The sequence below is a fragment of the Empedobacter stercoris genome, assembly GCF_020281205.1.
Taxonomy (GTDB): Bacteria; Bacteroidota; Bacteroidia; order Flavobacteriales; family Weeksellaceae; genus Empedobacter; species Empedobacter stercoris.
The window spans coordinates 46,410-70,509 of sequence record NZ_JACXZC010000008.1 but is presented as its reverse complement, the minus strand read 5'-3'; the positions used below and the strand labels follow the sequence as shown (position 1 = coordinate 70,509).

General features: G+C 32.2%; 27 protein-coding genes and 2 pseudogenes. 17 read left to right on the top strand and 12 right to left on the bottom strand.

Annotated elements, in window-relative coordinates; genetic code table 11:
• Positions 1 to 8: 8 nt before the first annotated feature.
• The 9 genes from IF125_RS05790 (at position 9) to IF125_RS05750 (ending at position 8,438) form a co-directional block, all read left to right on the top strand.
• Positions 9 to 680, top strand: coding sequence for a hypothetical protein (locus IF125_RS05790; protein ID WP_225541816.1), 672 nt, complete (start codon positions 9 to 11; stop codon positions 678 to 680).
• A gap of 111 nt (positions 681 to 791) precedes the next feature.
• On the top strand, positions 792 to 1,763 hold the full coding sequence (gene trpS, locus IF125_RS05785) for a tryptophan--tRNA ligase (RefSeq protein WP_225539645.1): 972 nt from the start codon (positions 792 to 794) through the stop codon (positions 1,761 to 1,763).
• 118 nt (positions 1,764 to 1,881) lie between these two features.
• Positions 1,882 to 2,211 (top strand): HesB/IscA family protein, encoded by a 330-nt coding sequence (locus IF125_RS05780; RefSeq protein WP_171623331.1) that lies wholly within the window; start codon positions 1,882 to 1,884, stop codon positions 2,209 to 2,211.
• A gap of 1 nt (position 2,212) precedes the next feature.
• Positions 2,213 to 3,067, top strand: a complete 855-nt coding sequence (locus IF125_RS05775; protein WP_171623332.1) for a hypothetical protein — start codon at positions 2,213 to 2,215, stop codon at positions 3,065 to 3,067.
• A 4-nt stretch (positions 3,068 to 3,071) separates the two neighbouring features.
• A complete protein-coding gene (gene sufB, locus IF125_RS05770; RefSeq protein WP_171623333.1) occupies positions 3,072 to 4,529 on the top strand; it encodes a Fe-S cluster assembly protein SufB in 1,458 nt (485 codons plus the stop codon).
• A gap of 41 nt (positions 4,530 to 4,570) precedes the next feature.
• Positions 4,571 to 4,918: a four helix bundle protein gene (locus IF125_RS05765; protein WP_317171934.1), complete on the top strand. Its 348-nt coding sequence runs from the start codon at positions 4,571 to 4,573 to the stop codon at positions 4,916 to 4,918.
• Between the two features lie 39 nt (positions 4,919 to 4,957).
• On the top strand, positions 4,958 to 5,713 hold the full coding sequence (gene sufC / locus IF125_RS05760) for a Fe-S cluster assembly ATPase SufC (protein ID WP_171623335.1): 756 nt from the start codon (positions 4,958 to 4,960) through the stop codon (positions 5,711 to 5,713).
• A gap of 78 nt (positions 5,714 to 5,791) precedes the next feature.
• Positions 5,792 to 7,111 (top strand): Fe-S cluster assembly protein SufD, encoded by a 1,320-nt coding sequence (sufD, locus tag IF125_RS05755; protein WP_225541815.1) that lies wholly within the window; start codon positions 5,792 to 5,794, stop codon positions 7,109 to 7,111.
• A 103-nt stretch (positions 7,112 to 7,214) separates the two neighbouring features.
• Positions 7,215 to 8,438, top strand: coding sequence for an aminotransferase class V-fold PLP-dependent enzyme (locus tag IF125_RS05750; protein WP_262903656.1), 1,224 nt, complete (start codon positions 7,215 to 7,217; stop codon positions 8,436 to 8,438).
• Between the two features lie 78 nt (positions 8,439 to 8,516).
• On the opposite strand, the gene IF125_RS05745 is transcribed toward IF125_RS05750, so the two are convergent.
• The 3 genes from IF125_RS05745 to IF125_RS05735 form a co-directional block, all read right to left on the bottom strand.
• Complete coding sequence (locus IF125_RS05745) at positions 8,517 to 8,843, bottom strand: single-stranded DNA-binding protein (RefSeq protein ID WP_171623337.1); 327 nt, start codon at positions 8,841 to 8,843, stop codon at positions 8,517 to 8,519.
• A 77-nt stretch (positions 8,844 to 8,920) separates the two neighbouring features.
• Entirely contained in the window at positions 8,921 to 9,304 is a 384-nt protein-coding gene (locus tag IF125_RS05740) for a DUF3037 domain-containing protein (RefSeq protein WP_171623338.1), read from the bottom strand.
• Positions 9,282 to 10,073, bottom strand: coding sequence for a HipA family kinase (locus IF125_RS05735; protein WP_171623339.1), 792 nt, complete (start codon positions 10,071 to 10,073; stop codon positions 9,282 to 9,284). The genes IF125_RS05740 and IF125_RS05735 overlap by 23 nt, the downstream gene beginning before the upstream one ends.
• A gap of 107 nt (positions 10,074 to 10,180) precedes the next feature.
• Here IF125_RS05735 and IF125_RS05730 point away from each other — a divergent pair, with 107 nt between their 5' ends.
• A complete protein-coding gene (locus tag IF125_RS05730; protein WP_225541814.1) occupies positions 10,181 to 10,831 on the top strand; it encodes a SanA/YdcF family protein in 651 nt (216 codons plus the stop codon).
• Between the two features lie 33 nt (positions 10,832 to 10,864).
• Here the strand turns inward: IF125_RS05730 and IF125_RS05725 are convergent, their stop codons facing one another.
• From IF125_RS05725 to IF125_RS05715, 3 genes are all read right to left on the bottom strand, one after another.
• Positions 10,865 to 11,395: an adenine phosphoribosyltransferase gene (locus IF125_RS05725; protein ID WP_171621571.1), complete on the bottom strand. Its 531-nt coding sequence runs from the start codon at positions 11,393 to 11,395 to the stop codon at positions 10,865 to 10,867.
• Between the two features lie 93 nt (positions 11,396 to 11,488).
• Positions 11,489 to 11,908 carry an acyl-CoA thioesterase gene (locus tag IF125_RS05720; protein ID WP_171621572.1) on the bottom strand — a complete coding sequence of 140 codons (420 nt, stop codon included), beginning with the start codon at positions 11,906 to 11,908 and terminating at the stop codon, positions 11,489 to 11,491.
• 86 nt (positions 11,909 to 11,994) lie between these two features.
• Positions 11,995 to 12,255: a hypothetical protein gene (locus tag IF125_RS05715; RefSeq protein ID WP_171621573.1), complete on the bottom strand. Its 261-nt coding sequence runs from the start codon at positions 12,253 to 12,255 to the stop codon at positions 11,995 to 11,997.
• A 258-nt stretch (positions 12,256 to 12,513) separates the two neighbouring features.
• Between IF125_RS05715 and dnaA the strand changes: the two genes are divergently transcribed.
• The 4 genes and pseudogenes from dnaA to IF125_RS05695 form a co-directional block, all read left to right on the top strand.
• On the top strand, positions 12,514 to 13,938 hold the full coding sequence (gene dnaA, locus IF125_RS05710) for a chromosomal replication initiator protein DnaA (RefSeq protein ID WP_171621777.1): 1,425 nt from the start codon (positions 12,514 to 12,516) through the stop codon (positions 13,936 to 13,938).
• Positions 13,939 to 13,956: 18 nt separating this feature from the next.
• A complete protein-coding gene (locus IF125_RS05705; RefSeq protein ID WP_225541813.1) occupies positions 13,957 to 14,403 on the top strand; it encodes a low molecular weight protein-tyrosine-phosphatase in 447 nt (148 codons plus the stop codon).
• A gap of 9 nt (positions 14,404 to 14,412) precedes the next feature.
• Positions 14,413 to 15,120: an SAM-dependent methyltransferase gene (locus IF125_RS05700; RefSeq protein WP_171621575.1), complete on the top strand. Its 708-nt coding sequence runs from the start codon at positions 14,413 to 14,415 to the stop codon at positions 15,118 to 15,120.
• A 185-nt stretch (positions 15,121 to 15,305) separates the two neighbouring features.
• A pseudogene (locus IF125_RS05695) lies at positions 15,306 to 15,466 on the top strand (HU family DNA-binding protein); the annotation flags it as partial.
• Positions 15,467 to 15,499: 33 nt separating this feature from the next.
• Here IF125_RS05695 and IF125_RS14325 read toward each other — a convergent pair.
• The 6 genes and pseudogenes from IF125_RS14325 to IF125_RS05665 all read right to left on the bottom strand — a co-directional run bounded on the left by IF125_RS14325 (position 15,500) and on the right by IF125_RS05665 (position 20,755).
• Positions 15,500 to 15,789 (bottom strand): annotated as a pseudogene (locus tag IF125_RS14325) (integrase core domain-containing protein).
• Between the two features lie 165 nt (positions 15,790 to 15,954).
• Positions 15,955 to 16,296: a transposase gene (locus tag IF125_RS05685; RefSeq protein WP_171621578.1), complete on the bottom strand. Its 342-nt coding sequence runs from the start codon at positions 16,294 to 16,296 to the stop codon at positions 15,955 to 15,957.
• Positions 16,297 to 16,535: 239 nt separating this feature from the next.
• Positions 16,536 to 16,658, bottom strand: coding sequence for a transposase (locus IF125_RS14320; protein WP_225541812.1), 123 nt, complete (start codon positions 16,656 to 16,658; stop codon positions 16,536 to 16,538).
• A gap of 109 nt (positions 16,659 to 16,767) precedes the next feature.
• On the bottom strand, positions 16,768 to 17,202 hold the full coding sequence (locus tag IF125_RS05675; protein WP_225541811.1) for a hypothetical protein: 435 nt from the start codon (positions 17,200 to 17,202) through the stop codon (positions 16,768 to 16,770).
• An 81-nt stretch (positions 17,203 to 17,283) separates the two neighbouring features.
• Entirely contained in the window at positions 17,284 to 20,406 is a 3,123-nt protein-coding gene (secA, locus tag IF125_RS05670) for a preprotein translocase subunit SecA (protein ID WP_171621581.1), read from the bottom strand.
• Between the two features lie 127 nt (positions 20,407 to 20,533).
• The gene (locus IF125_RS05665; protein WP_019976296.1) at positions 20,534 to 20,755 is read right to left on the bottom strand and encodes a DUF2795 domain-containing protein; all 222 of its coding nucleotides are present in this window, start codon (positions 20,753 to 20,755) and stop codon (positions 20,534 to 20,536) included.
• A 168-nt stretch (positions 20,756 to 20,923) separates the two neighbouring features.
• Between IF125_RS05665 and IF125_RS05660 the strand changes: the two genes are divergently transcribed.
• The 3 genes from IF125_RS05660 to IF125_RS05650 all read left to right on the top strand — a co-directional run bounded on the left by IF125_RS05660 (position 20,924) and on the right by IF125_RS05650 (position 24,057).
• The gene (locus IF125_RS05660; RefSeq protein WP_225541810.1) at positions 20,924 to 21,865 is read left to right on the top strand and encodes an NAD(P)H-dependent flavin oxidoreductase; all 942 of its coding nucleotides are present in this window, start codon (positions 20,924 to 20,926) and stop codon (positions 21,863 to 21,865) included.
• 173 nt (positions 21,866 to 22,038) lie between these two features.
• Complete coding sequence (locus IF125_RS05655) at positions 22,039 to 22,716, top strand: response regulator transcription factor (protein ID WP_225541809.1); 678 nt, start codon at positions 22,039 to 22,041, stop codon at positions 22,714 to 22,716.
• 3 nt (positions 22,717 to 22,719) lie between these two features.
• Complete coding sequence (locus IF125_RS05650; RefSeq protein ID WP_225541808.1) at positions 22,720 to 24,057, top strand: sensor histidine kinase; 1,338 nt, start codon at positions 22,720 to 22,722, stop codon at positions 24,055 to 24,057.
• The last annotated feature ends 43 nt before the right edge of the window (positions 24,058 to 24,100 follow it).

Genomic DNA, 24,100 nt, shown 5'->3' with positions numbered 1-24,100 from the left:
TCAATTTTATGGAACTACAAATAGAGAAGAAATGTAAACAGAATTGGATGGAAATGAATTCGGTTTCTGATCAACAAAAGTTTTGTAATGTTTGTTCTAAATGTGTTCACGATTTGGATCATTATTCATTCAAAGAATTAAAATCGTTTCTGAATGATAATCCTACTGCTTGTGTAAAAATCAAAACCAGAAATTTAGAACAATTTAATTCGTACGAAGCTTCAAAATCTATTTCTAATCAATCCAAAAGATGGTTGCAACTTTCTTCTTTAGTTGGATTTTTAAGTTTTTCAACTATCACAAAAGCACAAACCGAAAATGACTCGATTATTGTACAAGGTTTATTGTATGATACAAATGGATTCCCTATTTCGGATGCAGAAATTAAGTTGAAAGAAAGTAACAAAATATCAGTTACAAATCAAGATGGGAAATTTGAACTTAAAGTTCCTAAAGGACAGTCAAATTACGAAATTGAATACAAAGAATATTCTGTTGATAAAATTCAATCATTTACTTTTAGTAATCCCGAAGTTTGTCAAAAAATTGTAAGTAATAACGAAGCAAGTGAAGTTACTTTAGGTGCTACTGTTGTAAGTTATTATAAATCTCCAACTATTTTAAGAAAAGTAGGTCGCACAATTTCTTGGCCATTTCGACAAATTGGAAAGCTTTTTTAGTTCGTCCATATGTTTTTCGTCATTCTTGTCAATTAATTCAAATAAACTTCTCATTACAATTGGTGCATTTCGTTGATTAAGTTTATCTTTGTTCCTTAAATTTTTAAACAAATGCCAAGAATACTTACAGGAGTTCAAGCTACTGGAACTCCGCACTTAGGAAATATTTTAGGAGCAATTTCTCCCGCAATCGAATTAACGGAGAAAGAAGGAAATGACTCTTTCATTTTTATTGCTGATTTACACGCTTTAACGCAAATTAAAGATGCGGAAGTCTTAAAACAAAATACGTACGAAGTGGCTGCAACTTGGCTGGCATTAGGTTTAGATCCTTCGAAAGTAGTTTTTTACCGTCAATCCGATGTTGCAGAAACAACAGAATTGACGTGGTATTTATTAAACTTTTTCCCTTTTCAACGTCTTACATTAGCGCATTCTTTCAAAGACAAAGCTGATTACTTAGCTGACGTGAATGCTGGTTTGTTTACGTATCCAATTTTAATGGCAGCTGATATTTTATTGTATGATGCGGAAGTTGTGCCTGTAGGGAAAGATCAATTGCAACATTTAGAAATTACACGCAGTGTTGCAGAGAAATTTAATCATCAAATGGGCGAAACATTTGTATTACCACAAGCAGCAATCGACGAAAATATAATGTTGATTCCTGGAACAGATGGGAATAAAATGTCTAAATCAAGAAATAACTTTATCAATATTTTCTTACCAGAAAAACAATTGCGCAAGCAAGTAATGTCAATTGAGACAGACTCTACGCCGTTGGAAGATCCTAAAAATCCTGACACAGATAATGTTTTTGCTTTATACAAATTATTGGCTTCTCCTGTGCAAATAGAGGAAATGCGTCAAAATTATTTGAAAGGTGGCTATGGTTACGGACATGCAAAACAAGCGTTGTACGAATTGATTTTAGAAAAGTATGCTGATGCAAGAGTTCGTTTTGATGAATTGATGAATGATAAAGATACATTGGATGCGTTTTTAGAAAATGGTGCTTTAAAAGCAAGAGATGTTGCTCAAAAGGTGCTGAAACGTACACGAGTAAAATTAGGATTGAAGTAATTTGATCCAATTTTAGTTGGCGATAAATAATATAACTTAAGCGATTGTTAATATTTATATCGTTCATTATTTGAATTCATTTTAAATAAGTATCTTTGCAATATAAAAATAGAATCAAATGATTAAGGTTTCAGAATCAGCAAAAAATAAAATAATTGCACTTTTACAAGAAGAAGGAACTTCTATCGAGGAGTCTTTTGTTCGTGTAGGAGTTACAAGTGGCGGATGTTCTGGATTAAACTATAATTTAGAGTTTACAAAAGAACAAGGTGCAGATGACAAATTGTTTGACGACAACGGTGTTAAAATTTTGGTTGACAAAAAATCATTTTTATACCTTGTTGGAATGACATTAGAATATTCTGGTGGATTGAATGGAAAAGGATTTGTATTCAACAATCCAAACGCGTCTCGTACGTGTGGTTGTGGTGAAAGTTTTGCTGTTTAAGATGAGAAATTTAGCTTTATTTATTTCGTGTATGATTGGTTTTGTTGCTTCGGCACAAAATACAATTGTAGAAAAAGATTTGATGGTTTTTCAACCAACAGAAACATCTAAAAAGTTAAATAAAGCTTATTCAGAACATTTGTTTTTTGGATTGTTCGGAATAAAACCTTTTATAAAAGCGTTGGATTTGAACGAATCTAAAATAAAAACGATTACCATTACCAATGCATCAAATAAAAAAGTAGCTTATAAAGCAACTTATGATGTAAACGAAAACCTTCTTGATTTCGAATTGACAGAAGAGGTAGCAAAGCCTATGAAAGTAAATTATACTTATAAAGATGGTGTGATTTCTTCGGAAACAATCGAGAGAAAAGGAAGTGAAACAAGAACAAATCAATTTTTTTACGACCAAGATAAAATGTATGTTAAAAATGCAAACAAGCTTTTTGATATCGTTTGGTTAGAAGAAGATGTGATGTTAAAAAAAACATATTTAGAACAAAAAATAGGTTTTGAAGACCGATTGATGCACAATTGTAGAATTACTAAATCATTAGGTCAGGACATGAACAAGATTTGTTACAGCAGTTCAACATTCAAAGTGCCATTCAAAATAAATGAATATACGCCTGATGTTGCACCAAAATCAGAACGAATTAATTTGAAAGAAGGCGTATGGTCAGAAATTAAATTAATTTCATCAAACAACTATCAGATTTTGAAAAATAATCAATCACTATTTGAAATTATTTTGGATCAAAATCAACGATTAAAAGAATTTAAATTTTTAGGAAATAAAGCTGATAAACAGCAACCTTTACAGTTTAATTTTACCTATACATTTTATAAATAATAAGATGAGTAACACAAAATATACAGAAGACGATCTACGTGAAGATCTTGCCAGTCAAAAACAATATGAGTTTGGTTGGACGACTGAGATGGAATATGAAGATTTTCCAGTCGGATTGAATGAAGATATCGTGCGTGCTATTTCAGCCAAAAAAGAGGAGCCTGAATGGATGACTGAATGGCGTTTGGAAGCTTTCCGTGCTTGGCAAAAGATGGAAGAACCAGAGTGGGCAAACGTAACTTATGAAAAGCCAGATTTTCAGGCTATTCAGTATTATGCAGCTCCAAAGCCTAAGAAAGAATTAGCAAGCTTAGATGAGGTTGATCCTGAATTATTAAAAACATTCGAGAAATTAGGAATTTCTTTAGACGAACAAAAACGTTTGTCTGGAGTTGCTATCGATGTTGTTTTTGATTCAGTTTCAGTAAAAACAACTTTTCGCGAAACGTTAGCGGAAAAAGGAATTATTTTTATGTCAATTTCGGAGGCCATTAAAGAGCATCCAGAATTGGTGAGAAAATATATTGGTAAAGTAGTGCCACCAACAGATAACTTTTATGCAGCTTTAAACTCTGCAGTTTTCTCGGACGGATCTTTCTGTTATATTCCAAAAGGTGTTCGTTGTCCAATGGAATTGTCAACATATTTCCGTATCAACTCTGCAGGAACAGGACAATTTGAACGTACGTTATTGATTGCGGACGAAGGGTCTTATGTATCATATTTAGAAGGTTGTACAGCGCCTATGCGTGACGAAAACCAATTACACGCTGCGGTGGTTGAGTTACTTGTGATGGATGATGCTGAAATTAAATATTCAACTGTTCAGAACTGGTACCCAGGAGATGATAAAGGAAAAGGAGGTGTTTTCAACTTTGTAACAAAACGTGCAGTTTGTGAGAAAAACGCAAAAGTATCGTGGACACAAGTAGAAACTGGTTCTGCTGTAACGTGGAAATATCCATCTTGTATCTTGAAAGGTGATAATTCGGTAGGTGAGTTTTACTCAATTGCTGTAACAAATAATTACCAACAAGCAGATACAGGTACAAAAATGATTCATATTGGTAAAAATTCTAAATCGACTATTATTTCGAAAGGTATTTCTGCTGGTAAATCTCAAAACTCTTATCGTGGTTTAGTGAAAGTAATGAAAAATGCAGAAGGAGCACGTAACTTCTCTCAGTGTGATTCATTATTGATGGGTAACGAATGTGGAGCACACACGTTCCCTTATATTGAAATCGAAAATAAATCGGCTCAATTAGAACACGAAGCAACAACTTCTAAAATTGGTGAAGATCAATTATTTTATTGTAACCAACGAGGTATTGATACAGAAAAAGCGATTGCATTAATCGTAAACGGATTTAGCCGCGAAGTATTAGATAAATTACCAATGGAGTTTGCTGTAGAAGCAAAAAAATTATTAGAAATCTCATTAGAAGGTTCTGTAGGATAGTTTTGACTAATGGGTTAATGTGAAAATTTGTCAATGAGTTAATGATGGAAAAAGATAATATTATTTTAAAATTAACTTTAGAATTTTCACTATTAATTATAGAATATTGTGAAGAACTTGAAATGAATAAAAGATTTGTTATTTCAAATCAATTGTTAAAATCAGGAACTTCAATTGGAGCAAATATTAGAGAAGCTCAAAACGCTGAAAGCTTGAATGATTTTATTCACAAATTTAAGATTGCAGCAAAAGAAATTGATGAAACCAAGTATTGGTTAGAATTATGTCAATTATCTAAAAATTATCCAAATACAGAAAGTTTAACCGAAAAATTGGTAAACATTTCTAAAATTGTGAATAAAATAATAAGTATATCAAAATCAAGATAATTAGAAAATTATCACATTAACTAATTTACAAATTAGATTATGTTATTAAATATAAAAAACTTACACGCTCGTATTGAAGAGCGCGAAATTTTAAAAGGTTTAAACCTTCAAATTAATCCAGGAGAAGTTCACGCAATTATGGGACCTAACGGAGCTGGAAAATCAACTTTATCAAATGTAATTACAGGTAAAGAGGAATACGAAGTGACTGATGGTGAGATTGAATTTAAAGATGAATCTATCTTAGAGTTGGCTCCAGAAGAAAGAGCACAAAAAGGTATTTTCATGTCTTTTCAATATCCTATTGAAATTCCAGGTGTTTCTGTAACAAACTTCATCAAAACTTCGATCAACGAAACGCGTAAAGCGCAAGGATTAGAAGAAATGGGAGCTTCAGAAATGTTGAAATTAATTCGTGAGAAAGCAGATTTATTAGGAATCAAAAAAGATTTCTTATCTCGTTCTCTTAACGAAGGCTTCTCTGGAGGAGAGAAAAAGCGTAACGAAATTTTCCAAATGTTAATGTTAAACCCAACATTAGCAATCTTAGACGAAACAGATTCAGGTTTAGATATTGACGCTTTACGTATTGTTGCGGATGGTGTAAATGAATTTAAAAATGAAAACAATGGAGTGTTAGTAATTACACACTACCAACGTTTATTAGACTATATTGTTCCTGACTTTGTACACGTTTTAGCTGACGGAAAAATCATCAAATCTGGTGGTAAAGAATTAGCTTTAGCGTTAGAAGAAAAAGGTTACGACTGGGTTAAAGAAGAAGCAGGAATCTAAACATTTTGTAAAATGTAAAATGTATTAAGTACAAAGTACTTTTTACTTCTTACATAATACATTAATACAATATCTAAAATGATTGATTTAAAAGAAAATTTAGTTTCTCGTCATTTAGTGTTTAATGAAAAAAATAAGGTTAATAAAGGAATCGAAGGGCTTCGACAAGAAGCAATCGAAATCTTTAACCAAAAAGGTTTTCCAACACGTAAAGACGAAGAATGGAAATATACAAATCTTGCTCCTTTGTTGAAGGTGGACTATAAATTGTTCCCAGAAGACGAAGTGGCAATTGAGTACAAAGACATCAAGAAATATTTGATTAATGATATTGATACTTATACTATCGTATTCATTAATGGAAAATATTCTTCGTTTTTGTCAAATACAACGCATGATGAAGCAGATATCTGTGTATTGTCAAGTGCAATGCATAAAACAACTCATCAAGCAGTAATCGAGAATTATTACGGAAAAATTGCGCATAAAGATGAAAGCATGGTTGCGTTGAACACTGCTTTTGCAAAAGATGGAGCTTATATTTATGTTCCAAATAATGTTATTTTATCTAAGCCAATTCAAATCGTATATTTCTCTACAGGTGCATCTCAGGAAGCCATGTATCAACCTCGTAATTTGGTAGTAGTAGGTGATAATGCACATGTTCAAATCATAGAAAGACACCAAACGTTAGACGGTAAAGCTAATTTAACAAACGTTGTTTCAGAAGTTAACGTTGGTCGTAATGCAGAGATTCATTGGTACAAATTCCAAAATGATTCTCATGATGTTTCGTTGGTAGATAATACCTACATTAACCAAGAAAGAGATTCTCGCGCCAATGTATTTACGTTTTCTTTTGGAGGTAAAATTGTTAGAAATAACTTAAACTTCTTCCAAAATGGGGAAAACTGTAACTCTGTAATGGATGGAATTACTGTTATCGGAGGAAAACAACACGTCGATCATCATACTTTTGTAGAACATAATTTCCCAAATTGTGAATCACATGAGTTATACAAAGGTATTTACGATGACAAAGCTCAAGGTGTTTTCAATGGTAAAATATTTGTACACAAAGAAGCTCAAAAATTGAATGCTTTCCAACAAAATAATAATGTATTATTATCAGATGGAGCTTCAATCAATACAAAACCTCAGTTAGAGATTTTTGCAGATGATGTAAAATGTTCGCACGGATGTACTGTTGGGCAATTAGAAGAAGAATCATTGTTCTATATGCAGCAACGTGGTATTCCAAAGAAAGAAGCAAAAGCAATGTTGTTATATGCATTTGCAGCTGATGCTTTACGACATGTACAAATTCCACAAATATCTAATCGTGTAAATGCCGTAATTGCCGAAAAATTAGGCGTTAGTTTAGATTTCGAATTATAATTGAATGTACGAAAGTATTAAGTCATAAGTATAAAGTTGTAAGTTTACTTACAACTTTTTTTAAACCTAATACATTTTACAAACTACATAATACAATAAAAAAATGTCAATAGATATCCAACAAATAAGAAGTCAATTTCCAATTTTAACTAGAGAAGTCAATGGAAAACCATTGGTTTATTTAGATAATGGGGCAACTTCTCAAAAACCAAAAGTTGTTTTAGATGTTTTAGATGAATATTACGAAATGTACAATGCAAATGTACACCGTGGAATCCATACCTTAAGTCAGGAAGCAACTGATTTGATGGAAGAGTCTCGTCGTAAAATTCAGAAATTTATCCATGCAAAATATGATCATGAAATTATTTTTACGCGTGGAACAACGGAAGGAATTAATTTAGTTTCAAATTCATTGCGTAATGTTTTGACGGCTGATGACGAAATTATTATTACCGAAATCGAACATCATTCTAATATCGTTCCTTGGCAATTGTTGTGTCAAAGAACAGGTGCAAAACTGAAATATATTCCGTTAACTGCAGAAGGTATTTTGGATATTGATAAATTAGATGATTTATTGACAGATAAAACAAAATTAGTTTGTGTTAATCAGGTTTCTAATGCGTTGGGTGTTGTAAATCCTATCGAAACGATTATCGAAAAAGCGCATGCAAAAGGCGCTTGGGTTTTAATTGATGCTGCGCAATCTGCACCACATACAGTGATTGATGTACAAACATTGGATTGTGATTTCTTGGTTTTCTCTGGGCATAAAATGTATGGACCAACTGGAATTGGAATATTGTACGGAAAAGAAGATATCTTGAATGAATTACCACCTTTTCATGGAGGAGGAGAGATGATAAAAGATGTAACAATGGAAGTTTCTACCTACGCTTGTTTACCATTCAAGTTTGAAGCTGGTACACCAGATATTGCTGGAATTATCGGACTTGGAGCTGCGGTAGATTTTATCAATTCGATCGGTATGCAAACGATTCATGATTATGAAAAAGAATTGGTAGATTATACCATTCAACGTTTATCAGAATTTGATGAAGTTGTGATCTATGCTAAAGATGCAGAGCATTCTGGAGCGGTTTCGTTCAACTTAAAATTTGATGGCGTACATTCGTCAGATGTCGGTATGATCTTGGATAAAAAAGGAATTGCAGTGCGTACTGGACATCATTGTGCACAACCAATTATGCATCACTTTAATATTCCAGGCACAGTGCGTGCTTCGTTCGCTGTTTACAATACAAAAGAAGAAATTGATATTTTTATTGATGGTTTAAAAACCGCGATTAGAATGTTGGGATAAATATATTTCTAAACTTATTTAGATTATCATATAAAACAATAAAAGGGAAACATCACTGTTTCCCTTTTATTTTAAACGCTAAAGAAGCACAATTTCATCAACTACAATTTCGGTCATATTTTTTGTAGTACCTTCCTTATCTTGGTATTCTCGATAAGTTAATTTACCAGCAACTGCGAGCTGTTTTCCTTTTTCAACATGTTTTTCAATAATACTTACAATTGGTCCATATGCTACGATATTGTGCCAAATTGTATTTTGTACTTTTTCATTTTTGTTGTTTGTGTAACTCTCGTTTGTAGCTAAACTAAATTTTGCGAACTTCTTGTCGTTTTCAAATGTTTTAATTTCAGGATTGTTTCCTACATTCCCAATTAATTGAACTTTGTTTCTTAATGTACTCATGGCGATAAATAATTTAAATTAATGTAAACCAAAATTAAGAAATAAAATTAAAACATTCGTTTTTAAGTATTTAACTTTTATAAAACATGTTCTTTGTACAATCTATCTAATGTTTTATCTAAATTATAAGTCTTTCCAGGATGTGGTCGTGATGATTGAATTGATGAGCTACGCACAGCAGTTAACCATCTAAAACGTTCGGGAGTTTCAAAATTAGAAATAGCTGATTCGGGATGAATTCCTTCTGCTATTTTGGATAAAGCATTCAAATTGCTGTCAATAAAATCAAGGTCTAATTCATGGCAAAAAGCATTGATTCGTTGATCATTGATGAAATATTTGACTTTCAAATAATTTTGCTTTTTCGAAAATAATATCACTCCAACGTTAATAAATTCTTCGCGCTCTACTTTTGGAACTAATCGAAGAATGGCATACTCATATAAGATTTTTTCTGGCATTGTTCGCTTCGTTTATAAATAGTGCTGAATGTTGTAATCGTGTTTTGATAAATGTTTTGTAAACCGTTCTCATTTCTTCAAACGACGCATGTGTTACCTCTGTTTCTAACCATTCATCGGGAATTAAGTCTACAATTTTATCAATAATTTCATCATTTAGTAATGCTTTAAATTCGGTGTCAACTTCTTCAAGTTTTGTTGCATTTTTCAATAAAACATGATCTTTAATTGGTGCAAATGGAGCAATTGCTGCTTTTTCCCAATTGTCCCACGAATGATGGAAATAATAAGAAGCTCCATGGTCGATTAACCACAACTCTTTGTGCCACATCAACATATTTGTATTGCGAAATGTACGGTCGACATTTGTTAAAAAAGCATCTAACCAAACAATTTGAGAAGATAATTTATCATCAATTTTCATTACCGCAGGGTCATAATTGATTGCTCCAGACAAATAATGTAAAGCTAAATTTGTTCCTTCGCTAAATTTTAATAAATCTTGAATTTCCTCGTCTGCCTCCGATTGTCCAAAATATTCGTCCAATAAAGCAAAAACTAATTCAGGAACTTTAAAACCTAAAATACGAGCAATTTCACCTCCTAACAATTCAGAAATTAACATTCGAGGTCCATGTCCTGCGCCTTTAAATTTTATAACATATTTAAAACCGTCATCCGCATCAGCCAATGCAGGCAAAGAACCTCCTTCGCGCAAAGGTTGCAAATAGCGTTCTACAGTAACTGTTCTTAATTCAATCTCATTCATTGCCTAAAAATACGATGAAAAATTTAAAGTAATTTTCACATTAATAATTTTTATATGTGACTAATGTTATGGATTTTTGAAAGTTAAAGGTTTTAAAGAAAAAGATATTGAGTAAACTTGTAAAAATAGGAAGATTTGTAATGCGTAAAAGTATGCTAACCATCGGTATAATAGCGGCTTTCACTTTAGTTATCGCATTAATTATTCAGATTCTTACTTCTTACTATATTTACAACTATCAAGGGAATATTCCACAGGATTATCGAATAGCAGTTGTGTTTGGGGCAAAAATACAAGCAAATGGACAACCAACCCGTTTTTTGAAAGATCGTTTGGATGCTGCAATTCGACTTTATGAAGAAGATCAAGTGGATGTCATTTTACTTTCTGGAGAAAAAATCTATGAAAACTTCAATGAAATTGATGTAATGGAAAAATATTTATTGGATAGAGGGGTTAAGATTGAAGATACTTACCTTGATGGAGCAGGATTAGATACGTATAGTACAATTTATAGAACTAAAAATATCTTTCGATTTAATAAAGTGATTCTAATTTCTCAATCCTATCATCTCAAAAGAGCATTGTTTTTAGGGAAAGTTTTTGGTTTGGATTGTATTGGATATAATGCAGATAATGGACCTTATAAAACAGAAGGTAAACAGAGTTTTAGAGAGGTTTTAGCGAATATTAAAGCGTTGTTAGATATAGGGAAAGATAGAACACCCGAAGTGATTATAGCACCCAAAAAAGAATAAAAAAACCGTTCAACTTTTTTGAACGGTTTTTACTTAATATTCTATCAATGTAACGATATCGGTTGCAAAAGTTGTTAACTTATCTTTTCCATTTAAGAAAGTTAAATCAACGATAAAAGAAAATTGTGTTGTTTTACCTCCACATTTTTCTACCAATTTAGCACAAGCTTCAGCTGTACCGCCAGTTGCCAAAACATCATCATGAATTAAAACACGCGCACCATCTTTGATGTAATTTGAATTAACTTCAATTGTTGCTTGTCCATATTCCAAATCATAAGATTGATTAATTGTAGGAGGCGGTAATTTACCTGCTTTGCGAATAAGCACAAAAGGAACTTTTAGTTTTTGAGCAATTTGAATCCCGTACAAAAAACCACGGCTTTCGATTCCACAAACTACATCTACTTTTCCTTTGGCTTTATCTACAAACGCATCTACAATTTCATCCGAAAGTTCTGCGTTTAAGAACAATGGTGTAATATCTTTATAGACAATTCCTTCTTTTGGAAAATCGATAACGTCTACAATCGTTTGATTGATTTTTTCTTGAAGTGTTGACATTCGTTTTTAATCATGTTTTGTTAAGAGACAAATTTAATGAGAATTCATTTGCAAGAATTTCTTTTTATGAATTATTAATGAGTCTAAATAATTTTATAATCCTAAACTTGTCCAAATACGTTCCGGAATTCGAACTGGTCGACGTGTTTCAGCATCAATACAACACAAAATTGTATAACCTTGATTAATTATTTTTCCTGCCTCATTATAAATCGTATAATTAAAACGAATACGAACACCTTTATCACGCTCTGGAACGGTTGTTTCAATTTCGATTAATTCATCATACAAAGCACTTCCAACATATTTTGAATGCATTTCGATAATTGGCATCTGAATTCCCATTGCTTCCAACTCCGCATAAGGAAAACCTCTCTCACGCATCAATTCAACACGTCCAATTTCATAAAATTCGGGATAGTTACCATAATACACTACCTTCATTTGATCGGTATGTTTATATAAAATACGCGTTTTAGTACGAAAAACATTCAATTGTTCTATCTTCTCCATAATTTTTCTAATACATCATTTTAAAACTTCAAAAGTAGAGAACAAAAAAAAGACTTGGTCATTAATTAGCTAAAAAATGAAAAAGTCTATTCAGTAATTTTTTTGTAATCCATCCAACTAAAAGATGTTTGAGAAGAATCTTTTTGCTCTTCCTTTAAGAAATCATATTGAATTTGAATAATTGTTTTGAATGTAGGATTCGCAATTTCATAATAAAAAATCCTTACATTTTCTTCTTCAACTTGTTCAATTCGTAAAAGCGAAAAATTATTTTTAATCCCTAAATCATTTAAATGATTTTCTACTTTGATAATTGCAAAGTCAATTTTTTCTTGTGTAATTTCCATAGTAATACAAAAATAATAAATATTAATTTTGATAAGACAAAATATGTATGAAAAGATTATCTTAGCAGTACTTTTGCTTTGTCTAAAACTGTTTGTTGATTTTTATTATTATACAAAGTATTTTTTAATATATCAATACCCAAATTATTTTTTTTATTCAAAATTTGTTCACAATTTTGTAGGTAAGCTTATGTTTTTCACATAAGCTGATTATCAATAATTTACATTAAAACTTAAGCACTTTTGGACAATATTACGATGATAACTGCAAATTCTGTGTGGGAAAAATGCTTGTCTTTTATCAAAGACAACATTGCGGAAGATGCATTCAATACATGGTTTGTTCCGATTCGTCCGGGCAAACTAAATAATAATGTTTTAACAATACAAGTACCAAGTAAATTTTTTTACGAATGGTTAGAGGAACATTATATCAAAATTTTAAAAAGTGCCTTACAAAAAGAACTTGGTTCTGATGCGAAATTAGTTTATAGTATTTTGATGGATCAAAAGTCACAAGGACGTGAACCATTTACCGTTCGTATTCCAAGCTCGAACAAAGAAAAACCTCGCCCACAAGAGGTTGAAGCGCCAATGAATTTACAGGCGGGTAAAATGATGAATCCTTTTATTATCCCAGGATTACAAAAACTTAAAATTGATTCACAGTTAAATCACAATTATACCTTCAGTAATTTTATCGAAGGAGAATCAAACCGATTAGCTCGTGCTGCTGGTCGTGCGATTGCCAAACGTCCAGGAGGGACTTCGTTCAATCCACTTTTTATTTATGGTGGAGTAGGATTAGGAAAAACTCATTTGGTGCATGCGATAGGTTTAGAAGTAAAAGATTTACATCCAGAGAAAACGGTTTTGTATGTTTCGACAGAGAAATTTACACAACAATTTATCGAAGCTGTAAAAAATAATAATCAAAATGATTTCATTCATTTTTATCAAATGATTGATGTTTTGATTATGGATGATATTCAATTTTTATCAGGAAAAACAAAAACACAAGAAGTTTTCTTCCATATATTTAACCACTTACATCAAAGAGGAAATCAAATTATTTTGACTTCGGATAAATCTCCTGCAGATATCCAAGACATGGAAGATCGTTTGATTTCTCGTTTCAAATGGGGATTATCAGCAGATTTGCAAAATCCAGACTACAATACACGTCTATCTATTTTGAAACAAAAATTAGAAAATGACGGAATCGAATTCCCTGACGAAGTAATGGATTATATCGCTCAAAATATCGATACAAATGTGCGCGAATTAGAAGGTTCTTTGAATTCTATCATTGCACAAGCAACATTAAATAAACGCGAGATTACGTTAGATCTTACAGCACGTACACTCTCTAAATTGGTGCAAACGGCTCGTAAAGAAATTTCAATTGATTATATTCAAAAAACGGTTTGCGAATATTTTAAAGTGAAGATGGAAGATATTCAATCTAAAACACGTAAACGCGATGTGGTCCAAGCACGTCAATTGGCGATGTATTTTGCAAAACAATACACAAAAGCCTCGTTAGCGAGTATCGGTTCTCAAATTGGTAAACGTGATCACGCAACTGTTTTGCATGCTTGTAAAACAGTTAAAAACTTACAAGAAACAGACAAACAATTCCGTGGTTATATCGAAGATATTTCGCGTAAAATTGCTGATTAAATAGTTAATACTTTTTCTATGAAAATTTTAATGGTTTGTTTGGGGAATATTTGTCGTTCTCCCTTGGCAGAAGGTATTTTACAAGCAAAGGTTGGCGACAATCATTGGGTAGATTCTGCTGGTACAGGAAATTGGCACGTTGGCGAACAACCAGACAGACGCTCCGTTGCAGTGGCAAAGAAATATGGCGTTGATATTTCCGATCAACGTGCGATGCATTTCAATCCAATCTTTTTCGAAGAATTTGATTTGATTTTTGCAATGGATAAACAAAACTCGATCGATTTGCAGCAATTAGCTCGTAACGAAGAAGAAAAAGAAAAAGTAAAATTAATTCTGAAAGAAGGGACAGGTCTTGCGCACAATGTACCTGATCCTTATTACGATGGCGAAGATGCTTTCGAGCATGTTTACCAATTATTAGATGAAGCCACTGACGGTATCATCAAAAAATACAATCTTTAAAAAATAATTATGAATACGGCTAAAGTTTATTTGATTCCTTCGCTATTAGGCGAAAGCGAACACAGTAGAGTATTGCCTTTATACAATCTTGATATTATTCGTTCGTTAACTACTTTTGTCGTGGAAAACGAGAAATCTGCACGTAAGTTTATCAAGCAAGTTTGTCCCGAAAAAGTACAAGCCGATTTAGATATTTACATTCTTAACAAAGATACAGAACCAGAAGAGCTGTTCGATTTGATTAAATTATTGGACAAAGGAATCTCCTTGGGTATTATCTCCGAAGCTGGTTTACCTGCTGTTGCCGATCCGGGTGCACAGTTGGTAAAGGTGGCGCAACAAAAACGAATTCAGGTTGTACCTTTAGTAGGTCCATCGTCGATTCTTTTGGCTTTGATGGCCTCTGGAATGAATGGTCAAAACTTTGCGTTTCATGGCTATTTACCTATCGATAAAACCGAACGTAAAAAGAAATTAGCACATTTAGAAAACGAAAGTGCAAAGACTGGAATTGCTCAAATTTTTATGGAAACGCCTTATCGTAATAATCAAATGGTAGACGATTTAACGAAAATTCTTCGTGCCGAAACCAAGATTTGTGTGGCGTGTCATATTACTTTAGACGACGAAGATATTCGTACCTTATCAATCAAAGAGTGGAAAAATGAACAATACGATTACCACAAACGTCCCGCAATTTTTGTGATGCAAGCTTAAACTAATTTTTTAAACTAATAGATCAACACTTCGTGTCGCTTTTCACGAGTCGTTGTTTCAAAGTAAATAAAATAGCCAACTTCCATAAGTTGGCTATTTTATTTAATCATTTTTTGTGTCTTGTTGAGTATTAATAAAAAAAAATAACTATCTTAATACGAATTAATTAACCAAAACAATATGCTATGGCAATAAAATTTAACTTAGTAGAAAAACCGCAACTAGGAGTAGATAGAGGAGGTGTAAAAAATGGTATGCAAGCGCAAAAACAGATGGCGAAGTTAGCATCGACGAATTAACAGCAGAAATAGAAAAGTTCTCTGCACTTTCTGAAGCTGATATTCGAGTGTAATCTTCCCTTAACTAGCTACATTCAAAACTAATGATTCCACTGATTATTACTACAATTATCTTGCTGAAATGTTGGAAATTCACTTGTATTCGGTTTATTTATTTTTCCATATTTCAACAAAAACTTGTGCGGAGTAAGGTATCCGAGGCTTGCGTGCGGTCTCTCATTGTTATACATCCACATCCAAGCTTGAGAGAATATGTTGAATTGCTTGATTGTTGAAAACTAAAACAATCCAAAACTTCTTGTCTAAATGTACGATTAAAACGTTCGATCAAACTATTTTGCGTCGGTTGACCAGGCTGAATATAAATCAATTCAATAGACTGATTATGACACCAATATTTTAGTGCGTTTGCAATAAATTCTGGTCCATTATCGACTCTTATTCACTCTGGTTTTCCTCTCCATTGAATTAAATTCTCAAGTTCTCTTACTACTCGTCCTGAAGGTAAACTTGTATCGATACAAATACTCAAAATTTATCGATTAAAATCGTCTATAATATTCAAACTTCTCACGCTTTTTCCGTTTTCTAAACTATCATGCATGAAATCCATACTCCACGTTACATTTGGATAAATCGGGCGCAAAAGTGGCTCTTTTACCCGTGCTGGTAATCGTTTCTTGCGTTTATTCCTCAAATTTAGACGCATCATTTTGTAAACACGATAAACTCGTTTATGGTTCCATGAATAGTTCAACTTTCTAAGCCGATGAAACATCAACCAAAAACCCCATGTTTTGTTTAAATCCGCTAATGAAGAGAGTTCTTGAATGATTAAATCGTCCTGATTGTTACGTTTGGGACGATAATAAAACACCGATGTGCTGATACAAAACAATATACAAGCCTGACGAAGACTGAGTTTAAATTCCTCGCGAGAAAAATCAACCAGTTCGCGTTTTTCGTCAGGCGTTAGAGCTTTTTTTCGATAACAGTTTTTAAAACCGTATTTTGAAGGGGTGATTCTGCAACAATCTTTTTATATTGGACTAATTATTTCTCCATTTCTTTTAACTGTTTGAGTTGATTAGCATCCATTCCCGAATATTTACTCTTTCATTGGTAAAAAGTCGGTTGACTGATTCCGTATTCACGACAAATTTCCAAAACGGTTTTGCCTTTGTCCTGTTCAGAGATAATCTTGATGATTTGTACTTCTGAAAATTTGCTTTTTTTCATACTTCATAATTTAAAAAATATTCTACTTTTATGCGTAGCTTTTTTTGGGGAAGATTACAAAAAGGCAAACCTTAATTTGCCTTTTGTATTATTGTGAATGTTTTTGCACTCATTTCAAATAAAAATTTTTTCGAATAAAAATTCTATTTCCTATACTTTTTATTTCATCAGTTTTATGATTTATAGATTTTTGACAAAAATTTTCAAAAGCATGAACTATAATAGAATCTTTTTTGTAAACATACATAATAGGCTCTCCTTTTTTCTTTATTACAGTATCACCTATTTTTATATACTTACTAATTCCAATCAAAGACCTATTTTCTGTAGATAAAATTTCTTTATTTTTTGTTTTTAAACTCAGACCTTCTATAAAAACTTTTGGAAAAGACTGCTCTTTTGTTAAATTTTTTGTTACAATTATATTGCTTTCAAGATTATTAATATCATCATAAAATCTCTCACAATTATCACATGAAATAAAAAACAATATTATCATTATAAGAATCCCAAATTGGATATATTTAGAAAAGAATATTTTCATATTTAATGTAAATCATAAATTTAACAAAAAAACCCTTTCTAAAAACATTCAGAAAGGGTTTAAAAAATTATTTTAAATCTGTTAGTTCGCTGTTTCAGTTTCTTCTACAGATTCTTCTTTTTGTGCATTTGGTAATTCACCTTTGAACAAGAACGAAATAATTTCTTTGTTCACTGTATCTAACATTCTTTGGAAGATATGGAAAGACTCTTGTTTGTAAACAACCAACGGATCTTTCTGCTCGTAAACTGCATTCTGAGACGTTTTACGTAAATCATCAACATCACGTAAATGCTCTTTCCAGTTATCATCGATTAAACTTAATACAACCGATTTTTCGAAATCTTTGATTAATGTTTTTCCATGAGATTCGTACGCTTCTTTCAAATCACAAACAACTGTCATTTGACGCAATCCATCTGTAAACGGGACTTGAATACGAGAGAACATATGACCTTGATTTTCGAAAACATTCGAAATAACAGGGAAAGCAGTTTCTGCAACATACTGCATACGTGCTTTGTAATCTGCAATTGCCGCGTCGTATGTGATGTTTGTTAACTCTTTTACAGATTTAGATTTAAACTCATCTTCTGTAACAGGAGTTCCCATTGTGAAGTATTTAATTAAATCTAATTCATATTGTCCAAAGTCTTCAAAATCTTTGTTTGAACTTACAACAGAAGCAGCTACATCATAAATCATGTTTGCAATATCTACTTCCAAACGATCTCCGAATAATGCATTGTGACGACGTTTGTAAATTACTTCACGTTGTTTATTCATTACATCATCATATTCTAATAAACGCTTACGGATACCAAAGTTGTTTTCTTCTACTTTTTTCTGTGCACGTTCAATTGATTTTGTAATCATAGAGTGTTCAATTACATCTCCATCTTTGTGTCCCATACGGTCCATTAATTTTGCAATTCGTTCTGAACCGAATAAACGCATTAATGAATCTTCTAACGAAACAAAGAATTGAGATGATCCTGGATCTCCTTGACGACCAGCACGACCACGTAACTGACGGTCTACACGACGAGAATCGTGACGTTCTGTACCAATAATTGCTAAACCTCCAGAATCTTTTACTTCTTGTGTCAATTTAATATCGGTACCTCGACCAGCCATGTTTGTTGCAATTGTTACAGCTCCTGGTTTACCAGCTTCTGTTACAATATCAGCCTCGCTTTTGTGTAATTTCGCATTTAAAACGTTGTGATTAATACCACGCAATTTTAACGCTTTTGATAATATCTCAGAAATCTCAACGTTTGTTGTACCAACTAAAACTGGACGTTTGTCATCTTGTGATAAGCGAACAATTTCCTCGATTACTGCTTTATATTTTTCACGATTTGTTTTGAAAACAATATCATTTTTATCATGACGTAAAATAGGACGGTTTGTTGGAATAGAAACAACATCTAATTTGTAAATTTCCCAAAATTCACCTGCTTCAGTTTCCGCAGTACCAGTCATACCTCCTAATTTGTTGTACATACGGAAGTAGTTTTGTAATGTAATTGTCGCAAACGTTTGTGTAGCTGCTTCAATTTTTACATTTTCTTTCGCTTCAATTGCTTGGTGTAATCCATCAGAGTAACGACGACCATCCATAATACGTCCTGTCGATTCGTCAACGATTTTTACTTCACCATCAACCACTACATATTCGATATCTTTTTCGAATAAAGTATAGGCTTTTAACAATTGACTTAATGTATGAATACGCTCCGATTTGATAGAGAAATTACGGAAGAATTCTTCTTTCATTTTAAGAATTTCTTCTTTATCTTTTCCAGAGTTTTCAATTGCTCCAATATTTGTCGAAACATCTGGTAAAATGAAAAAATTCTCGTCTTCCATTCCTTTAGACAAATACTCAATTCCTTTATCTGTTAAATCTGATTGATTTTGTTTTTCATCAATTACAAAGTATAAATGCTCATCAACTTTTGGCATTTCTCGGTTGTTATCTTGAATGAAATGCGCTTCTGTTTTTTGTAATTGAGCACGAATACCATCTTGAGATAAGAATTTAATTAATGGTTTGTATTTCGGTAAACCACGATAAACTTGGTACAATTTGAAACCACCTTCTTTTGTATCTCCTTGTTTGAATAATGTTTTCGCTTCGTTTAATGTTTTTCCTAACATCTCACGTTGCATTTGGTATAGACGATCAATTTTTGGTCGTAACACATCAAATTCGTGACGATCTCCTTGTGGTACTGGACCAGAAATAATCAATGGAGTACGAGCATCATCAATTAATACAGAATCGACCTCATCGACAATTGCAAAGTTTAACTCACGTTGCACCAAAGCGTCTGGCGTGTTTGCCATATTGTCACGTAAATAGTCGAAACCAAATTCGTTATTTGTACCATAAACAATATCAGAAGCATATGCTTCGCGACGACCTGGTGAATTTGGTTGATGGTTATCAATACAATCAACAGATAATCCATGAAATGAAAAAATAGGACGCATCCACGCCATATCTCGTTTTGCTAAGTAATCATTTACAGTTACCAAGTGAACTCCACGACCTGTTAAAGCATTTAAGTAAATTGGTAAAGTTGCAACCAAGGTTTTACCTTCACCGGTTTGCATCTCTGCAATACGACCTAAGTGTAAAGCAGAACCACCAATAAACTGTACATCATAATGAGACATGTCCCATGTTACTTGACGACCGGCAGCATCCCAAGAGTTTCTCCAAATAGCAGTGTTTTCGTCTTTTAATGAAACGAAATCATGTCCACGTTGAACTAATGTTTTATCAAAATCAGATGCAGTTACTTCTAAAGTTTCATTTTCTGTAAAACGTTTACCTGTCTCACGCATTACTGCGAAAGCTTCAGGTAAAATTTCTAATAAAATCTTTTCTTCAATTTCGTAAGCTTGTTTATTGATTTTATCAATTTCAGTATACAAGTCTTCTTTTTCTCCAAAATCTTCAGTTTCTTCTACTTTTTTCTTTAGCTCATCAATTTGAGCTTTCAGTTCTTTAGTAGCTTCTATTAATTGAGTTTTGAAACCTGTCGTTTTTTCTCTTAATTCATCTATAGTTAATGAACCAAGTGATTGACCTGCTTGATTGGCAAGGTCAACATATTTTTGTAATTCTTTTACGTCTTTTGCATTCTTATCACCTAAGAATCCTTGTAAAATTTTGTTTAAAATATTCATATTTTTCTGCGTTCTTCGTCAAAATTAGCCACAATATATTTGAGACTAATTAAGATGCAAATATACGTTAACTATGTTAGTTATAGATTATAGAATCGAAAAAAGCCCCAATTCGGGCTTTTTTATTTTAATATTCGTCCTCGTTCCAAAGGAAATCATCGTCCGTTGGATAGTCAGCCCAAATTTCTTCAATGCTTTCGTAAGAATCTCCTTCGTCCTCAATAGATTGTAGGTTTTCTACCACCTCCAAAGGTGCACCAGTACGAATTGCGTAATCGATTAATTCATCTTTAGTTGCTGGCCAAGGTGCATCACTCAAATAAGATGCTAATTCTAAAGTCCAATACATAGCTTATATTTTTTATTATTAGTAGAGATAATTAAACTCTAATTTGTTTTAAAATTCGATTTTTTGCAAATCAAATAATTTGCCAAAGTCAAACTGTCAGTCTTTATGTTAAAATTAAATTTTTTCGTTGTCTTTATTTATTTAATTTTATGCCTAAATATAACGAAAATGGACACGAATATAACAAAATTATTTGCAATAAAATATCCAATTATTCAAGGAGGTATGATTTGGAACAGTGGTTGGCGTTTAGCATCGGCTGTTAGTAATGCTGGAGGGCTTGGTTTAATAGGTGCTGGAAGCATGTATCCTGATGTTTTGCGGGAACACATAAAAAAGTGTAAAGCAGCTACTAATCATCCTTTTGGAGTAAATGTACCAATGCTTTATCCTAATATTGAAGAAATTATGCAGATAATTGTGGAAGAAGGTGTGAAAGTTGTTTTTACTTCTGCTGGAAATCCAAAAACGTGGACAGAAATTTTAAAAAAAGAAGGCATTACAGTAACGCATGTTATCAGTAGTACAAAATTTGCGTTAAAATCTCAAGAAGCTGGAGTTGATGCTGTCGTGGCAGAAGGTTTTGAAGCAGGTGGACATAATGGCAGAGAAGAAACAACGACTTTATGTCTTATTCCAAATGTAAAACGACAAATCGATATTCCTTTAATTGCAGCAGGAGGAATTGGTACAGGTGCTCAAATTTTGGCAGCTTTTGCTCTTGGTGCTGATGGTGTACAAATTGGATCTCGTTTTGCAGCTACGCAAGAATCGTCTGCTAATCAAGCTTTCAAGGAAGTGATTGTAAGTGCAAAAGAAGGCGATACACAATTAACATTGAAAGAATTGGCACCAGTACGTTTGATTAAGAATGAATTTTATAATCAGGTGCAACAAAAATATCAACAAGGAACAACTGCGGAAGAGTTGAAAGAGCTTTTAGGTAGAGGTCGTTCTAAAAAAGGAATGTTTGAAGGTGATTTGGTAAATGGTGAATTAGAAATAGGACAAGTTTCTGCATTAATTGATTCAATTCCAACTGTACAAGAAGTTTTTGATGATTTAATCTTAGGTTTCAATCAAGCGAAAGAAAATATTTTACGATTTTAATTCCAACTATTTTATATTTTTACAAAGGGTGCCTTTACACTGCCCCCAAAAGTGTCCAACTTTTTGGGGCTGTGTATATTGGTTGAGCTTTTTAAATTAAAAAATAATTAGAAAATACTTTAAATTCATTTTATCTTGGTCAATTTCATTAATTTTGAAAAAAAGGATAGTGTATGCAAATTTTAGTAATCGAAGATGATAAGCGAATTAGCGATTTTTTAATCAAAGGACTAGAAGAAAATGGATATTTGGTTACGCTTTGTAAAGATGCAGAAACTGTTTTAGATGAATTTATTACGATTCAGTTTGATTTGATTATTTGTGACATTATGTTACCAAAAATGGATGGAATTCAGCTTGTACAAACACTTCGTTACAAGAAAATATTCACTCCAATATTGATGTTAAGCGCTTTGAATACAGTTCAAGATAAAGTATCCGCTTTAGATTATGGTGCAGATGATTACATTACAAAACCATTTCATTTCGACGAATTATTATCGCGAATCAAAGCTTTGACGCGCCGGAATCAGTTTCGTTCGCAAGAAGCTCCTGAAAATAAATTGATTTTTGATGATTTAGAAATTGATTTGGATCAATACAAAGTTTTTGTAAATAAAGAAGAAACAGAACTTTCTCCACGAGAATTTAAGTTGTTGAATTATTTAATCGAAAATATAGATAAAACCGTTACTCGTATCCAAATTTTAAATGCGGTTTGGGGAATAACATTCGATAATCACACCAATGTTGTGGATGTTTACATTTCGTATTTGCGTAATAAAATAGAGAAAAATGGTACGAAATATATTCACACGGTAAAAGGCGTTGGTTATATGTTTAAAGCCTAACTTATGAAATTAAAACACCGATTAGCACTTTATTCAGTCGTTATTTTCAGTATCATTATTCTGATTGTTTCTACAATTATTTACTTTTCTTTTTATACCGAAATGGAGAAAAAAGAGATCAAATCATTGCAGAATAAGACACTTTTGGCTTCTATTTATTATTTAGAAAAGGACGAATTACCTGTTTTAGAACATAATAATATCAAAAGTCAATTAGAGAAGACGATTTCCCGAAAAAATATTTTAATTGTTGATCATAACAACAAAAAATACAATGGAAATATGTCTTCTAATAAAGATATTTCAACCAATTTTATAGAAAATATTCGTGCCAATAAATCCGATTTTTTTACAAGTAAAGATTTCTTTTATAACGGAATTTTTTATCATGATAACGAAGGTGATTTTGTTGTAATCACGCGTGAATCTAAACAAGAATTTAACGAACAAATGCAATCGTTACTTCAAATTTTGATTTCGGTTTCATTGGTTGGGTTGATTTTTATTTATCTATTTTCTAATTTTTTAGGAATAATTGCTTATGAGCCGATCACAAAAATTATTGAACAAATAAAAGAGCGTGATGCGAAGAATTTTACTGAACCTTTAAAGCTTAATAAATCGTATGCAGAAATTGAGGATTTAATCAAAACCTACAATCACTTTATTGATCGAATGGCGCAAACTTTTAATGTACAAAAGAATTTTATTGATTATGTTTCGCACGAGTTACGAACGCCAATTACTGCATTATTAGGGACTTTAGAGGTGACAAATCATAAAAAAAGAACGCTCGAAGAATACGAAGACGTAATTGTACAGCTTAAACAATATACGAATGATTTACAAGAAACGTTAGACCAAATGATGTTACTTTCGGGAGCAAAAACGAGTTTTGAATTTAGTCAAATTCGAATTGATGAAGTAGTTTGGCAAGTGATTGAAAATGCTGTTTTGTATCATCAAGCACGTATAAATGTGGATTTACAAGTCGAAAATAATCAATTGTTAACCATTCAAGGAAACGAAAAATTATTAGAAGTTGCGTTGAATAATTTAGTAAGTAACGCAATAAAATATTCGAACAATCAACCGATTTTAGTACAGTTTTTGGAAATTAATCATCGTTTGCAAATTCATATTTCCGATTTAGGAATTGGTATTTTAGAAACCGATATCAAACAAATTAAACAAAACTTTTTTCGAGGAAAAAATACGCAAGATTTTCAAGGAAAAGGCATTGGACTTTCGATGGCGAATATTATTTTTACACTTCATCAAATTGATATCGAAATTGTTCCGAATAAACCTAAAGGAACGATTGTTAAACTCATTTTCTAATCTACTTTTAATCTAACTTAAAATTCACCTTAATCTTACACTT

Bases quoted from the DNA above. Each gene is read 5' to 3' on its own strand.
- IF125_RS05790 (WP_225541816.1), top strand. From the start codon at position 9: ATGGAACTACAAATAGAGAAGAAATGTAAACAGAATTGGATGGAAATG.
- trpS (WP_225539645.1), top strand. From the start codon at position 792: ATGCCAAGAATACTTACAGGAGTTCAAGCTACTGGAACTCCGCACTTA.
- IF125_RS05780 (WP_171623331.1), top strand. From the start codon at position 1,882: ATGATTAAGGTTTCAGAATCAGCAAAAAATAAAATAATTGCACTTTTA.
- IF125_RS05775 (WP_171623332.1), top strand. From the start codon at position 2,213: ATGAGAAATTTAGCTTTATTTATTTCGTGTATGATTGGTTTTGTTGCT.
- sufB (WP_171623333.1), top strand. From the start codon at position 3,072: ATGAGTAACACAAAATATACAGAAGACGATCTACGTGAAGATCTTGCC.
- IF125_RS05765 (WP_317171934.1), top strand. From the start codon at position 4,571: ATGATGGAAAAAGATAATATTATTTTAAAATTAACTTTAGAATTTTCA.
- sufC (WP_171623335.1), top strand. From the start codon at position 4,958: ATGTTATTAAATATAAAAAACTTACACGCTCGTATTGAAGAGCGCGAA.
- sufD (WP_225541815.1), top strand. From the start codon at position 5,792: ATGATTGATTTAAAAGAAAATTTAGTTTCTCGTCATTTAGTGTTTAAT.
- IF125_RS05750 (WP_262903656.1), top strand. From the start codon at position 7,215: ATGTCAATAGATATCCAACAAATAAGAAGTCAATTTCCAATTTTAACT.
- IF125_RS05745 (WP_171623337.1), bottom strand. From the start codon at position 8,843: ATGAGTACATTAAGAAACAAAGTTCAATTAATTGGGAATGTAGGAAAC.
- IF125_RS05740 (WP_171623338.1), bottom strand. From the start codon at position 9,304: ATGCCAGAAAAAATCTTATATGAGTATGCCATTCTTCGATTAGTTCCA.
- IF125_RS05735 (WP_171623339.1), bottom strand. From the start codon at position 10,073: ATGAATGAGATTGAATTAAGAACAGTTACTGTAGAACGCTATTTGCAA.
- IF125_RS05725 (WP_171621571.1), bottom strand. From the start codon at position 11,395: ATGTCAACACTTCAAGAAAAAATCAATCAAACGATTGTAGACGTTATC.
- IF125_RS05720 (WP_171621572.1), bottom strand. From the start codon at position 11,908: ATGGAGAAGATAGAACAATTGAATGTTTTTCGTACTAAAACGCGTATT.
- IF125_RS05715 (WP_171621573.1), bottom strand. From the start codon at position 12,255: ATGGAAATTACACAAGAAAAAATTGACTTTGCAATTATCAAAGTAGAA.
- dnaA (WP_171621777.1), top strand. From the start codon at position 12,514: ATGATAACTGCAAATTCTGTGTGGGAAAAATGCTTGTCTTTTATCAAA.
- IF125_RS05705 (WP_225541813.1), top strand. From the start codon at position 13,957: ATGAAAATTTTAATGGTTTGTTTGGGGAATATTTGTCGTTCTCCCTTG.
- IF125_RS05700 (WP_171621575.1), top strand. From the start codon at position 14,413: ATGAATACGGCTAAAGTTTATTTGATTCCTTCGCTATTAGGCGAAAGC.
- IF125_RS14320 (WP_225541812.1), bottom strand. From the start codon at position 16,658: ATGAAAAAAAGCAAATTTTCAGAAGTACAAATCATCAAGATTATCTCT.
- IF125_RS05675 (WP_225541811.1), bottom strand. From the start codon at position 17,202: ATGAAAATATTCTTTTCTAAATATATCCAATTTGGGATTCTTATAATG.
- secA (WP_171621581.1), bottom strand. From the start codon at position 20,406: ATGAATATTTTAAACAAAATTTTACAAGGATTCTTAGGTGATAAGAAT.
- IF125_RS05665 (WP_019976296.1), bottom strand. From the start codon at position 20,755: ATGTATTGGACTTTAGAATTAGCATCTTATTTGAGTGATGCACCTTGG.
- IF125_RS05660 (WP_225541810.1), top strand. From the start codon at position 20,924: ATGGACACGAATATAACAAAATTATTTGCAATAAAATATCCAATTATT.
- IF125_RS05655 (WP_225541809.1), top strand. From the start codon at position 22,039: ATGCAAATTTTAGTAATCGAAGATGATAAGCGAATTAGCGATTTTTTA.
- IF125_RS05650 (WP_225541808.1), top strand. From the start codon at position 22,720: ATGAAATTAAAACACCGATTAGCACTTTATTCAGTCGTTATTTTCAGT.